Source organism: Lysobacter panacisoli (assembly GCF_009765165.1).
GTDB classification, from domain to species: Bacteria; Pseudomonadota; Gammaproteobacteria; order Xanthomonadales; family Xanthomonadaceae; genus Lysobacter_J; species Lysobacter_J panacisoli.
Map to the genome: position 1 here is coordinate 377,589 of NZ_VLNU01000001.1, position 13,607 is coordinate 391,195.

General features: G+C 66.9%; 11 protein-coding genes. 6 read left to right on the forward strand and 5 right to left on the reverse strand.

Annotation, left to right across the window (positions count from 1 at the left end; all coding sequences use genetic code 11):
• The 3 genes from prpE to FOF45_RS01900 all read right to left on the reverse strand — a co-directional run bounded on the left by prpE (position 1) and on the right by FOF45_RS01900 (position 4,326).
• Positions 1-1,899, reverse strand: a complete 1,899-nt coding sequence (prpE, locus tag FOF45_RS01890) for a propionate--CoA ligase (RefSeq protein WP_158982339.1) — start codon at positions 1,897-1,899, stop codon at positions 1-3.
• Between the two features lie 189 nt (positions 1,900-2,088).
• Positions 2,089-3,072 carry a malate dehydrogenase gene (locus FOF45_RS01895; RefSeq protein WP_158982340.1) on the reverse strand — a complete coding sequence of 328 codons (984 nt, stop codon included), beginning with the start codon at positions 3,070-3,072 and terminating at the stop codon, positions 2,089-2,091.
• Between the two features lie 48 nt (positions 3,073-3,120).
• Entirely contained in the window at positions 3,121-4,326 is a 1,206-nt protein-coding gene (locus FOF45_RS01900; protein WP_158982341.1) for a pyridoxal phosphate-dependent aminotransferase, read from the reverse strand.
• 379 nt (positions 4,327-4,705) lie between these two features.
• On the opposite strand from FOF45_RS01900, the gene FOF45_RS01905 reads away from it, so the two are divergent.
• From FOF45_RS01905 to FOF45_RS01915, 3 genes are read left to right on the forward strand one after another with little or no spacing between them, the layout of a single operon-like run.
• Positions 4,706-5,449, forward strand: a complete 744-nt coding sequence (locus FOF45_RS01905) for a hypothetical protein (RefSeq protein WP_158982342.1) — start codon at positions 4,706-4,708, stop codon at positions 5,447-5,449.
• The gene (locus FOF45_RS01910) at positions 5,446-6,603 is read left to right on the forward strand and encodes a M48 family metallopeptidase (RefSeq protein WP_158982343.1); all 1,158 of its coding nucleotides are present in this window, start codon (positions 5,446-5,448) and stop codon (positions 6,601-6,603) included. Before FOF45_RS01905 ends, FOF45_RS01910 begins: the two co-directional genes overlap by 4 nt.
• Positions 6,600-7,181, forward strand: a complete 582-nt coding sequence (locus tag FOF45_RS01915) for a hypothetical protein (protein WP_158982344.1) — start codon at positions 6,600-6,602, stop codon at positions 7,179-7,181. The genes FOF45_RS01910 and FOF45_RS01915 overlap by 4 nt, the downstream gene beginning before the upstream one ends.
• A 91-nt stretch (positions 7,182-7,272) precedes the next feature.
• Here the strand turns inward: FOF45_RS01915 and FOF45_RS01920 are convergent, their stop codons facing one another.
• Positions 7,273-7,779 (reverse strand): peptidylprolyl isomerase, encoded by a 507-nt coding sequence (locus tag FOF45_RS01920; protein WP_158982345.1) that lies wholly within the window; start codon positions 7,777-7,779, stop codon positions 7,273-7,275.
• 185 nt (positions 7,780-7,964) lie between these two features.
• Here FOF45_RS01920 and typA point away from each other — a divergent pair, with 185 nt between their 5' ends.
• From typA to FOF45_RS01935, 3 genes are all read left to right on the forward strand, one after another.
• Complete coding sequence (gene typA, locus FOF45_RS01925) at positions 7,965-9,824, forward strand: translational GTPase TypA (protein ID WP_158982346.1); 1,860 nt, start codon at positions 7,965-7,967, stop codon at positions 9,822-9,824.
• A gap of 42 nt (positions 9,825-9,866) precedes the next feature.
• The gene (locus FOF45_RS01930) at positions 9,867-10,337 is read left to right on the forward strand and encodes a DUF2127 domain-containing protein (protein ID WP_158982347.1); all 471 of its coding nucleotides are present in this window, start codon (positions 9,867-9,869) and stop codon (positions 10,335-10,337) included.
• A gap of 62 nt (positions 10,338-10,399) precedes the next feature.
• Positions 10,400-12,046, forward strand: coding sequence for an amidase (locus FOF45_RS01935; RefSeq protein ID WP_158982348.1), 1,647 nt, complete (start codon positions 10,400-10,402; stop codon positions 12,044-12,046).
• A 75-nt stretch (positions 12,047-12,121) separates the two neighbouring features.
• Here the strand turns inward: FOF45_RS01935 and FOF45_RS01940 are convergent, their stop codons facing one another.
• Positions 12,122-13,507, reverse strand: a complete 1,386-nt coding sequence (locus FOF45_RS01940; RefSeq protein ID WP_158982349.1) for a class II 3-deoxy-7-phosphoheptulonate synthase — start codon at positions 13,505-13,507, stop codon at positions 12,122-12,124.
• Between the last annotated feature and the right edge of the window lie 100 nt (positions 13,508-13,607).

Consider the following 13,607-nt stretch of genomic DNA (forward strand, 5'->3'; position numbering starts at 1 on the left):
TCAGCCACCCGCATCCGCACCACGTTCCAGCGCGCGCTTCACTTCATCCAGTGCGCTGGGATCGTCGAGCGTGGACAGGTCGCCCGGGTCGCGGCTTTCCGCCAGCGCCTGCAGCGAACGCCGCAGCAACTTGCCCGAGCGCGTCTTCGGCAACGCGTTGACCACGTACACGCGCGCAGGACGTGCGACCGCACCGAGTTGCTCGACCACTCGCTGCTGCACGCGCGCGGCGGCCTGCGCCGGTGTTTCGTCCCCGGCCGTCGCTTTGAGCGTGGCGAACACCACCGGGACCTGGCCCTTGAGCTCATCGTGCACCCCGACCACCGCCGCTTCGGCGACACCCGGATACGTCGAGCACGATTCCTCGATCTCGCGCGTGCCCAGGCGATGGCCGGCGACGTTGATCACGTCGTCGGTGCGGCCGAGGATGAAGGTGTAGCCGTCCTCGTCGCGGATCGCCCAGTCGAGCGAGCTGTACAGCAGCTCGTTGAAGTGGCTGAAGTAGCTCGACAGGAAGCGTGCGTCATCGCCCCACACGGTGGTCAGGCATCCTGGGGGTAGTGGCGGCTCGATCACCAGCACGCCCTTCTGCCCGGCCGCGACGTCCTCGCCACTGCTGTCGTCGATCACGCGCAGCTTGTAGCCGGGCGTGGGCAAGCCGGGCGAGCCGAACTTCACCGGCTTCAGGTCCAGGCCCGGCATCAACGACAGCACCGGCCAGCCGGTTTCGGTCTGCCAGTAGTTGTCGATGATGGTCTTGCCGATGCCCTCGGTGATCCACTGCGCGGTCGGTTCGTCGAGTGGTTCGCCGGCGAGGAACAGCCACTGCAGCTTCGACAGATCGTGCTTCTTCAGCCACGACGCGTCCTGCTTCTTCAGCACGCGGATGCCGGTGGGCGAGGAGAACATCGTGCGCACACCGTACTGCTCGCAGATGCGCCACCACACTGCAGGATCCGGATTCGTCGGCAGGCCTTCGTACAGTACCGATGTCGCGCCGGCGATCAGCGGACCGTACACGTTGTACGAATGCCCGACCGCCCAGCCGACGTCGGACGTGGAGAACATCACCTGGCCCGCGCGCACGTCGTAGATCGACCACATCGACAACGCCATCGCGACCGCGTAGCCGCCGACATCGCGCTGCACGCCCTTCGGCTTGCCGGTGGTTCCGGAGGTGTAAAGCAGGTAGCTGGGCTCGTTCGATTCCAGCCATTCGACCTGCACTTCCGCACCGTCGAACTGCGCGCGCAGCGGCGCGTAAGCGACGTCGCGTCCTTCGACAAGGACTCGACCGGAATCTAGTCCGCGATCGACGACCAGCACGTGCGGCGGCGGCGACTGCGCTTCCGCGCACGCGGCGTCAACCAGCGGCTTGTACGGAATCACCTTGCCACCGCGCATGCCCGCGTCGGCGCAGATGAGCAGCTTCGGTTTCGCATCGTCGATGCGCAGTGCGAGGTTGTGCGCGGCGAATCCGCCGAACACCACCGAATGCACCGCGCCGATGCGCGCGCAGGCGAGCATCGCGAACACGGCTTCCGCCATGTTCGGCATGTAGATGACGACGCGATCGCCACGACCCACGCCGAGCGACTGCAGCACCGCGGCGAAGGTGCTCACTTCGCGATGCAGCTCACGGTAGGTGAGCTCACGCGTGAGGTTGGTTTCGGACGAAATGCACACCAGCGCGAGCTGGTCGCCGCGTTCGCCTAGATGGCGATCGATCGCGTTGAAGCACAGGTTGGTTTCGCCGCCGGCGAACCACTTGCGGAACGGCGGATTCGAGTAGTCGAGGATCTTTTCCGGCGGCTTGTTCCAGTGGATCGCCCTCGCCTGCTCGCCCCAGAATTCCTCGGGCTGCTCGATCGAGCGGCGATAGAAGTCTTCGTAACGCATGGCCCACCTCCGACGGCAATGCCCTGAGGCTAGCCCCGCCAAGGGTAGGAGCGCGTTACGACCTTGGTCGAAACGCCAGGCCCAGTCCGGCATACCCGACAGATCGCGATGTCCGGCTGCAAAAAAAAAGACGCCGGGAAATTCCCGGCGTCCTCGTATACCGCACGCCCCGCGCGGGGGCGCTGGTGCTTACAGCAGGTGCGACACGCCGGCGCGCTCTTCCTCGAGCTCGGCCAGGGTCTTGTCGATGGCCTTCTGGCTGAAGTCGTCGACCGGCAGGTCCTTGACCATCGTGTACTCGCCGTCCTTCGTGGTCACGGCGAAGCCGAACATCACGTCCTTCGGAATGCCATAGCTGCCGTCCGACGGAATGCCCATCGTCACCCACTTGCCGTTGCTGCCCAGCACCCAGTCGCGGATGTGGTCGATGGCGGCGTTGGCGGCCGACGCAGCCGACGACAGACCGCGCGCTTCGATGATCGCGGCGCCGCGCTTGCCGACCTTCGGGATGAACTCGTTGGCGTTCCAGTCGGCGTCGTTGATCTTGTCCTTCAGCGACTGGCCGTTGACGGTGGCGAAGCGGTAGTCCGGGTACATGGTCGGGCTGTGGTTGCCCCACACGACCAGCTTCTCGATCTCGCCCACGGCCACGCCGGCCTTGTTGGCCAGCTGCGACAGCGCACGGTTGTGGTCCAGGCGCAGCATCGCGGTGAAGTTCTTCGCCGGCAGGTCCGGCGCGGACTTCATGGCGATGTAGGCGTTGGTGTTGGCCGGGTTGCCGACGACCAGCACCTTCACGTTGCGCGAGGCGACCTTGTTCAGCGCGGCGCCCTGGGCGGTGAAGATCTTGGCGTTCTCCAGCAGCAGGTCCTTGCGCTCCATGCCCGGGCCGCGCGGACGCGCGCCGACCAGCAGGGCGATGTCGGCGTCCTTGAACGCGACCTCCGCATCATCGGTGCCGACCATGCCGGCCAGCAGCGGGAACGCGCAGTCTTCCAGCTCCATCATCACGCCCTTGAGCGCGGCCTGGGCCTTCTCCATCGGCAGCTCGAGCATCTGCAGGATGACAGGCTGGTCCTTGCCGAGCATTTCGCCGGAAGCGATGCGGAACAGCAGCGAGTAGCCGATCTGGCCGGCAGCACCGGTGACGGCAACGCGGACGGGGGTCTTCATGGGTAACTCCTGGACGAAAAAACGGGGCGACGCGCGCCCCGAAATGGATTACGAAAGTTCGGAGAAGAATTCCTGGAAACGCTGCAGGCCCGGAGCGAGCTGCGGCGTCGGGCAGGTGTAGCTGATGCGCAGCGCGCGCGGTTCGCCGAAGGCCGAGCCCGGCACGCAGGCCACGCCCTTGGCTTCCAGCAGCGCGTTGCAGAACTCGACGTCGTTGCCGATCTTCGTGCCGCTCGGCGCATGCGTCTTGCCGAACGCGACGCTGATGTCCGGGAACACGTAGAACGCGCCCTGCGGACGCGGGCACACCACGCCCGGGATCGCGTTCATCACCGCCATCACCTGGTCGCGCTTGGCCTGGAACTCGGCGCACTTCTGCGTCGGCACATCCTGCGGACCGTTGAGCGCGGCGATGGCCGCGGCGCAGACGATCTCGGGCACGTTGGTGATGTGGTTGGAGTTCATCGTCGCCAGCGCCTGCGCGACGACTTCCGGACCTGCCATGAAACCCACGCGCCAACCGGGCATGCCGTAGGTCTTGGACAGCGAATCGAGGAAGATCACGCGGTCCTTCAGCTCCGGACGCGCGTGCACGAAGTTGTGGTACCCGATGCCGTCGAACACCATGCGGTTGTAGATGTCGTCGGTGATGACCCAGGTGTCCGGGTACTTCGCGACGACGTCGGCGAGCGCGTCGATCTCTTCCTTCGTGTACACCATGCCCGTCGGGTTGGACGGGTTGTTGAACAGGAACACCTTGGGCTTCTTCGCCAGCGCGGCGTCGAGCTGCGCGGGCGTGAGCTTGTAGTCCTGTCCGGCCGGGCACGGCAGCAGGTCGATCTTCGCGCCGACGATCTCGGCGATGTCGAGATAGCTGGTCCAGTACGGCGTCGGGAAAGCGATCGTATCGCCTTCGTCGAGCAGCGCTTCGGCGAGGTTGTAGATGACGTGCTTGGCGCCGATGCCGGTCGCGCAGTTGACGCGGCCGTAGCCGGTCAGGCCGATCTTCGCCATGTGCTCGACGAAGGCATCGAGCAGCGCGTCGGGACCGCGATTGCTGCCGTACTGGCCGCTGTCTTTCGACAACGCGTCGCGTGCGGCGGCGTAGACGTGCTCGCCGGGCAGGAAGTTGGGAACACCGATCGAGAAGCTGATGATGTCGCGGCCTTCGGCTTTGAGCCGCTTGGCCTTCTCGGCAACCTGCATGATCGCGCTGGGCTTGGCGCGACCGATGCGCCGGGCAAGCTGGGGCATCGCGGAAACCTCGTGGGAGTCGATGTGAGGGTGGGCCCCGTAGCCGGGAAAAAACCGCCGTTTACAGAGCCTCGGAATGGTAACACGCGACCCTTGCGGCAGCCGCCGCGATGAGCGCGCCGCGGGCCTGCCGGGGGCCCTTGAAATTCCCTCGCGGCTGCGATTTATTGCCGCCGGGGATTCGTCCGGCCGCAACGGCCGGCGAATGTAGGCAATGACGCCAACAGGGGAAAACCAGATGACCTGCGCTTGCAGCCGACTGCAGGGCGATGCTCGCCCGCATGCCGATGTTTCCGCTCGACTCCCGAAAAGTTCGTATACCGCCGGAAGCTGCGCCCCCCTAGGGTCGGCGCCTTCCCACCGTCATGAGAAGGACATCATGAGAGCCCTCGCCCTGCGAACGTTCGCCGTCGTGCTGACCGCGGCCCTGTGGTGCCTGCCCGCAGCCGCGCAGGTGCGCATCGCCACCGACGCCGCCGGACACGCCCTGCGGATCCAGGGCAGCGTGGTCGTGATCGAACCGGACATCGAGCTCAGCCTTGTAACCGCCGGCGGCCTGACCGAACCGCGCAAGGAATGGTCCGAGGCCGCGCGCAAGCTGTACCCGCAGGCCGTGCGCACGCGTCTGGGCAACCTGAACATCCAGCAGAAGGCGGATTTCGAGATCCCCGACGACCTGCCGGCCGACTCGCGAATGGGCCAGATCATCCGCCTCAACGAGGCGGTGGCGATGAGCATCTCGCAGTACTCCGCCGCCGGCAGCGTGCTGGCGACCAAGAAGGACGCCAAGGGCCGCCCGCGCATGGACTGGACGCTCGGCCCGGGCGTGACGGAACTGCAGCAGGCGACCGGTGCGGACTACGCCCTGTTCACCTACGTGCGCGATTCCTACACCAGCGGCGGTCGTGCGGCGCTGCGTGCGTTGACCATGCTGGCGGGCTTCGCGATGGGCACCTATCTCGACATCGGCGGCGGCGCGCAGGTCGGCGTGGCGACGCTGGTCGACCTGCGCACCGGCCAGGTGGTGTGGTTCAACCTGATGGCCAAGCAGAGCGGCGACCTGCGCGACCAGAGCGGCGCCAACGCCACGGCGATGCAGCTGCTGCGGGACATGCCCCGGTGAGCCGCCTCGCCCGTGCGCTGCTGTGCGCGGGATTGTTCACTTCGACGGCATACGCCGGCACGCCGGCACCGATCATGCCGGGCGAACGCCCCGCGCCCAACAGCACCGAATCCGAGCTCTGGTATGGCATGGACCAGGCCGAGCGGGATCTGAAGAGCTCGCCGCTGCTGGTCAGGGATCCCGCGCTGAACCGCTACGTCTACGACGTCGCGTGCAAGGTCGCGCAGGAGCACTGCCACGACCTGCGCGTGTACGTGGTCGACGTGCCGGTCTTCAACGCGTCGATGGCGCCAAACGGCACCATGATCGTGTTCACCGGCGCACTGCTGCGCATGCAGGACGAAGCCGAACTGGCGCTGGTGCTGGGCCACGAGTTCGCGCATTTCCGCCAGCGCCACAGCCTGCGCTACTGGAACAAGGCCAAGAACACCACCGCGTTCCTGTCGACTTTCACGGTGCTGTCGGGTTTCAGCGTGGTGTCGGTGGTCGCGCAGCTGGGCGGCATGGCCACGGTGTCGAAGTTCTCGCGCGACATGGAACGCGAGGCCGACCGCATCGGTTTCACCCAGGCCACCGGGCGCGGCTACGACCCGGACGCGGGCGCGGAGATCTGGGGACGGCTGCTTCGCGAGGAACAGGCCAGCCGGCGACCGAAGCCGTGGCCGGCGTTCGCCAGCCATCCCAACACCGCCGAACGCCTCGAGGACACCGCCGCCGCGGCCAAGGCGTTCCAGGGAACGCAGAAGGACATCGGGCGCGAGGCCTACCAGGCCGCGATCCGACCGCACCTGGAGCACTGGCTGGACGCGGAACTGTCGCGGCGCACCTACGACACCTCGATCCAGGCGATCGGCGAGCTCAAGGCGCAGGCCGATCCGCAGGACGCGGCGCTGTATTCGTTCTTCCTCGCCGAGGCCTACCGTCAGCGCGGCAGGAACGACGATCGCACCACCGCCGCGCGCTACTACGCCGAATCCGTCGGCCAGGCCGGCACGCCGCCCGCCGCGTGGCGCGAACACGGTTACGCGCTGCGCGATCACGGCGAGCGCACCGCCGCCGCGGATGCGTTCCGCCGCTACCTGACGCTCGAACCGAACGCCTCCGATCGCAGCTTCATCGAATCCACCCTTTCGCAGATGGAGACCACTCCGTGAAATCCACCGCCTTCCGACTGCTCTGCACCGCCGTGCTGGCGCTCTCGCTCGCATCGTGCGCGAGCAATTCGCTGCAGCGCGCCGGTTCCTCGACCGTGTTCGACATGCAGCTCGACAGCCAGCTCGACTGGGCGCGCATCAAGGGGCCGCGCAACGAGTCGTGGACCATCGACGGCACCAACCTCAACCTGCTGCGCATCTATTCGCAGGTAAAGCCGAACGAGCACGTCTTCATGGCGCGCAAGGAACGCGCGTCCAAGCCGGACGGCCCGTGGTTCCGTCCCGGCATGCGCCCTGACGAACTGCGCGACCTGGTCCTCGACGGCATCCGCGAACAGGGTTCGGTCAACGTCACCGCAACCTCCATGCGTCCGCACCGTTTCGGCGATACCGACGGCGTGCGCTTCGACGTGACGATGGCCAGCACTTCGGGTCTGAACTACAAGGGCACGGTCGCCGTGGTCGAACGCCGCGGCAAGCTGACCTCGCTGATCTGGACCGCGCCGAGCGAGCACTACTACGCCCGCGACGTGGAGCAGGTGAACCACATGCTCGACAGCATGCGCTTCGTGAACTGACACCTCGCACGCCCCCGGAAACGACAACGCCCCTCTCCGCGGAGAGGGGCGTTCGTTTTTCGCGGCGATGGATTGCTGCGAAACGCGGCGATCAGGGGCGCGCGTTCGCGTCGAGCGTCTTGTTCCACTCGGCGACGCGGTCGGCCTTGGCGGCCAGCGCGCCATCGACGTCGCCTTCGATCTTCACCGAGTTGATCTTGTCGCCCTGCTTCACGCTGTCGACGATCTCCTGGCCCTGGATCACCTTGCCGAACACCGTGTGCTTGCCGTCCAGCCACGGGCACGGCACGTGGGTGATGAAGAACTGGCTGCCGTTGGTGCCGGGGCCGGCATTGGCCATCGACAGGACACCGCGCTCGTGGCTCAGGCCGGTACGGGTCTCGTCCTCGAAACGGTAGCCCGGGCCGCCGGTGCCGGTGCCCTGCGGGCAGCCGCCCTGGACCATGAAGTCGTTGATGACGCGGTGGAAGTTGAGCCCGTCATAGAAGCCGCGCTGGGCCAGGTTCACGAAATTGGCGACGGTCAGCGGCGCCTTGTCGGCGGCGAGTTCGATGCGGATCGGACCGCGCTCGGTGTCGAAGGTGGCGATGAGGCTCATGAGCGTCTCTCCTGGACGTTGGGCTGGGGGAGGAATTCCCGCATTCGAGGGCCCACATGGCGGCGGCGGGCCCGCCTCACAAGGGTTGCGGGGAATGTTCAGCTGAACAGGGCGAAGTCGCCTCAGGCCCGGTATACTGTCAGGCTTCCTTTTCCGAACGAGCGCCGTTCCGGCGCCCCATCACCATGTCCGCTTCCCAGTCCGTAGAACGCCTGCGCAACATCGCCATCGTCGCCCACGTCGACCATGGCAAGACGACGCTTGTCGACCAGCTGCTCAAGCAGTCTGGCACCCTCAGCGAGCGCGCTGCCGTCCCGGACCGCGTCATGGACAGCAACGACATCGAAAAGGAACGTGGCATCACGATCCTGTCGAAGAACACTGCCATCCGCTGGACGAATCCCAAGACCAACGAGACCTGGCGCATCAACATCGTCGACACCCCTGGCCACGCCGACTTCGGCGGCGAGGTCGAGCGCGTGCTGTCGATGGTCGATTCGGTGCTGATCCTGGTCGACGCGATGGACGGCCCGATGCCGCAGACGCGCTTCGTCACCCAGAAGGCCTTCGCGATGGGTTTCAAGCCGATCGTCGTGGTCAACAAGGTCGACCGCCCGGGCGCGCGCGCCAGCTGGGTGCTGGACCAGACCTTCGACCTGTTCGACCGCCTCGGTGCGACCGACGACCAGCTCGATTTCACCACCGTCTACGCTTCCGGCCTGCAGGGCTACGCCGGCATGACCGAGGACGTGCGCGGCGGCGACATGACCCCGCTGTTCGAAGCCATCTGCGAGCACGTCCCGGCACCGCCGGTCGATCCGGAAGGCCCGTTCCAGATGCGCGTCACCTCGCTGGACTACAACAACTACGTCGGCATCATCGGCGTGGGCCGCATCCAGCGCGGCAAGGTCAAGACCAACCAGCCGGTCACCGTGATCGCGCCGGACGGCAAGACCCGTAATGCAAAGGTGCTGCAGGTGCTCGGTTTCATGGGCCTGGAGCGCGTGGAAGTCGGCGAGGCGCAGGCCGGCGACATCATCGCCTTCTCGGGCATCGAAAGCCTGGGCATCTCCGACACGCTGTGCGATCCGGCCGCGGTCGAGCAGCTGCCGGTCCTGACCGTCGACGAGCCGACGATCTCGATGACCTTCCAGGTCAACGACTCGCCGTTCGCCGGCGTGAAGGATCGCAGCGGCGGCAAGTTCCTGACCTCGCGCCAGCTGCGCGATCGCCTGACCCGCGAAACGCAGCACAACGTCGCGCTGAAGGTCGAGGACACGCAGGACGCCGACAAGTTCAAGGTCTCCGGCCGCGGCGAGCTGCACCTGTCGATCCTGATCGAGAACATGCGCCGCGAGGGCTACGAGCTGGCCGTGTCGCGTCCGGAAGTGATCATCAAGGAAATCGACGGCGTGATGCAGGAGCCGTACGAATCGCTGGTGGTCGACATGGAAGAGCAGTTCCAGGGCGGCGTGATGGGCCGCCTGGGCGAGCGCAAGGCGCTGCTGCAGAACATGGAGCCGGACGGCAAGGGTCGCGTGCGCCTGGACTACATCATTCCGGCGCGCGGCCTGATCGGTTTCCAGACCGAGTTCCGCACGCTCACTGCCGGCACCGGCCTGCTGTTCCACGTCTTCGACCACTACGGCCCGAAGACCGAGGGTTCGATCGGCCAGCGCATCAACGGCGTGCTGATCTCCAACGGCACCGGCCCGTCGCCCGCCTACGCGCAGGCGGCCATGCAGGAGCGCGGTCGTCTGTTCATCGAGCCGGGTGAGGAGATCTACGAAGGCCAGATCCTTGGCATCAATGCCAAGGACAACGACCTCACCGTCAACGCCCTGCGCGGCAAGCAGCTGACCAACTTCCGCGCCGCCGGCAAGGACGACGACGAAGGCCTGATCCCGCCGATCAAGTTCTCGCTGGAGCAGGCGCTGGAATTCATCGACGACGACGAGCTGGTCGAAGTCACGCCGAAGGCGATCCGCCTGCGCAAGAAGCTGCGCACGGAGACCGATCGCAAGCGCGCGTCGCGTGCGGCCTGACATCGCGGAAACCATCCGGGCGGTCGCCGGTCTGATCACGCCATGACCGAGGCCGCCCACTACAACCCCGACCCGCACGCCCATCCGGGCCTGCACGTCATCGCGATCTTCGAAGCGGCCAAGGGCCTGCTGGCGCTGTTCGCCGCCAGCGGGCTGGAACTGCTCGGCCCCGCCCCGCTGCTGCGCTGGGTCCATGACCTGATGGTCCGATTCCAGCTCGACCCGAACCAGGGCGCGCTGGCGTGGTTGTCCAACACGATCAATCCCGACAGCGTGCACCTGGCCGCGGCGGCGGTGTTCGCCTACGGCCTGCTGCGCATGCTCGAAGCGTGGGGCCTCTGGCGCGCGAAGGCATGGGCATCGTGGCTGGGCTGCATCAGCGCAGCGATCTACCTGCCGCTCGACGTCTACGCGATGTTCCGCCATCCAGGCTGGGTGTCGACCGCGGTGCTGGTGATCAATTTGATCGTCGTCGCAGTGCTGGCACGGGATCTGTTCAAGCGTCGCCACTGATTCGCCTTCGCCAAGCTGAATGGCGTATGCTCGGTCCAGCCATCCGCGACCGGGGAATCGCAATGCGCTCTTTGCTTCTGAAGGCGTTGCCGCTGGCAACGCTGCTCGCCTTGTTGCCTGCCTGCCAGCGCTTCGAAGCGCCGGCCACCGCCAATGCCAAACCGACGGCCGCGAAGAAGCCCGAAGCCAAACCGGCTGCCGGAAAGTTCGCCTTCGCCGAGGTCGGCATCGATGAACTGCAGGCGCGCATGGGCCGTGGCGAACTGACCAGCCACGCACTCACGCAGGCGTACCTGGACCGCATCGCCGCGATCGACGACGCCGGTCCGCGCCTCAACGCGGTGATCCAGACCAATCCCGACGCGCTCAAGGAAGCCGACGCGCGCGATGCCGAGCGCAAGGCCGGTCGCGTGCGTGGCCCGCTGCACGGCGTGCCGGTGCTGCTGAAGGACAACATCGACGCCACGCCGATGGTGAACTCGGCCGGCTCGCTCGCCCTCGCCTCGCACCATCCGCGCACCGACGCCTTCCTGGTTGCGCGCCTGCGCGACGCCGGCGCGGTGATCCTGGGCAAGACCAACCTCAGCGAGTGGGCGAACTTCCGTTCGTCGCGATCGAGCTCCGGCTGGAGCGCGCGCGGCGGCCAGACCCGCAATCCCTACGCGCTGGACCGCTCGCCGTGCGGCTCCAGCTCCGGCAGCGGCAGCGCGATCGCGGCCAGCCTCGCCGCCGCATCCATCGGCACCGAGACCGACGGCAGCATCATCTGTCCGTCGTCGGTGGCCGGACTGGTCGGCATCAAGCCAACCGTCGGACTGGTGAGCCGCAACGGCATCATCCCGATCTCGCACAGTCAGGACACCGCCGGCCCGATGGCACGCACCGTCGCCGACGCGGCGATCCTGCTGTCGGCGATCGTTGGTCCCAACGAAGGCGATCCGGCCACGGCCGAAAGCACCGGTCGCGCGATCTTCGACTATCACGCGCGCCTCAACCGCGATGGCCTGCGCGGCGCGCGCATCGGCGTGCTGCGCAAGGGCATGGGCTTCCATCCCGGCGCCGACGCCGCGATGGAACGCAGCCTCGAGGCGATGCGCCAGGCCGGCGCGGAAATCGTCGACGTGGAACTCGCCACCTCCGGCCAGTGGAACGACGCCGAGATGGACGTGCTGTTGTACGAGTTCAAGCACGGCCTGAACGCCTACCTCTCGCGCAGCGGTGCGACTGTGAATTCGCTGGAAGCACTGATCGAATTCAACCGCCGCAACGACAAGACCGAGATGCCGTTCTTCGCGCAGGAGTTGTTCGAACGCGCGCAGGCCAAGGGCTCGCTCGACGAAATCGCCTACATCGATGCGCGCAGCAAGGCGCGCCGACTGGCCGGCGCGGAAGGCATCGAAGCCACGATCGCGACGTCGAAGCTGGACGCGATCGTCGCACCGGCCACCGCCCCGGCGTGGCTGATCGATCCGGTCAACGGCGACCATTTCCTCGGCGAAGGTTACGGCGCTGCCGCCGTCGCCGGCACGCCCAGCGTCACCGTGCCGATGGGCGATTACTTCGGTCTGCCGATGGGCATCGTCTTCATGGGCCCGGCCTGGAGCGAGCCGCGCCTGATCGAACTGGCGTACGCGTTCGAGCAGAAGACACACGCGCGCAAGCCGCCGAAGTTCCTCGCCACCGCGCCACTCGGCCCGACCAAAGGCTGACGCGGGACAGGAAAGAGAAAAGAAAAAGGCCCGCGCAAGCGGGCCTTTTCGTATCGACGTCCGGCAAGGACGCGCTTACGCCGGCGCGGCGATCTGCGCCTGCTTGCGCACGATCAGCATCGCGATCTCCAGCGCCTGTTCGTAGTTCAGGCGCGGATCGACGGTGGACTTGTAGGCGCGTTCCAGATCGCTCTCGGTGAGCTCGCGCGCACCGCCGAGGCATTCGGTGACATCTTCGCCGGTGAGCTCCAGATGCGCGCCGCCCAGGCGGGTACCGGCCGCCGCGTGCAGCTCGAACGCCTGTTCCAGCTCGCTGCGGATGTTTCGGAAGCGACGCGTCTTGTAGCCGTTGCTGGTGCTCTCGGTGTTGCCGTGCATCGGATCGCACACCCACAGCACGCGACGACCGTCGCGACGCACCGCATCCAGCAGCGGCGGCAGCTTGTCGGCAATGCCGGACGCGCCCATGCGGTGGATGAAGGTCAACCGGCCCGGCTCGTCCTCGGGATTGAGCAGATCGATCGTACGGAGCAGCTGGTCCGGCGTCACCGACGGACCGACCTTCAGCGCGATCGGATTGCGGATGCCGCGGAAGTACTCCGCGTGCGCGCCGTCGACCGCGGCGGTGCGCATGCCGATCCACGGGTAGTGCGTGCTCAGGTTGAACCAGCCCCAGTGTCGCGGCACCTGGCGCGTGAGCGATTCCTCGTACGGCAGCAGCAGCGCTTCGTGCGAGGTGTAGAAGTCGACGCGATTGAGGTTGTGCACCTCGCTGCCCGACAGCGTTTCCATGAAGCGCACGGCATCGCCGATGGCGGTGACCATGCGGCGGTATTCGTCGGCGAGCGGCGAATGGCCGACCCAGCTGAGGTTCCAGTACTCGGGGTGATGCAGGTCGGCGAAGCCGCCGTCGATCAGCGCACGGACGAAGTTCATCGTCATCGCCGAGCGCGCATGCGCCTTGATCATGCGGCGCGGATCGGGAGTGCGCGCAGCCGCGGTGAACTCCGGTCCGTTGACCATGTCGCCGCGGTAGCTCGGCAGCGTGACCTCGCCGATGGTCTCGGCGTCGGCCGAACGCGGCTTGGCGTACTGGCCTGCGAAACGCCCCACGCGCACCACCGGCTTGCGCAGGCCGTGCACGAGCACGAGGCTCATCTGCAGCAGGACCTTGAGGCGGTTGGAAATGACGTCGGACGAGCAGGCGTCGAAGCTCTCGGCGCAGTCGCCGCCCTGCAGCAGGAAGCGCTTGCCTTCCTGCGCGTCGGCCAGTTGCTGCTTCAGCGAGAGGATCTCCCACGAGGTCACCAGCGGCGGCAGCGAACGAAGCTCGCTCAGCGCCGACTCGAGCGCGGTCGCGTCCGGATACTGCGGCAACTGCAGGGCGGTGCGGTTGCGCCAGGACTGAGGCGCCCAGTCGGCAGGCAGGTTCACGGCGCGGAGGGTGCGGTCGGTGGGCATGACACGATGCTGCAATGCGGCGAACCACTATGGGCGCTCGCGGGGCGGCCTGCAACCGTTACAGCGGCAACCGCCCCGGACCGCCACGATGGGCCCGGGA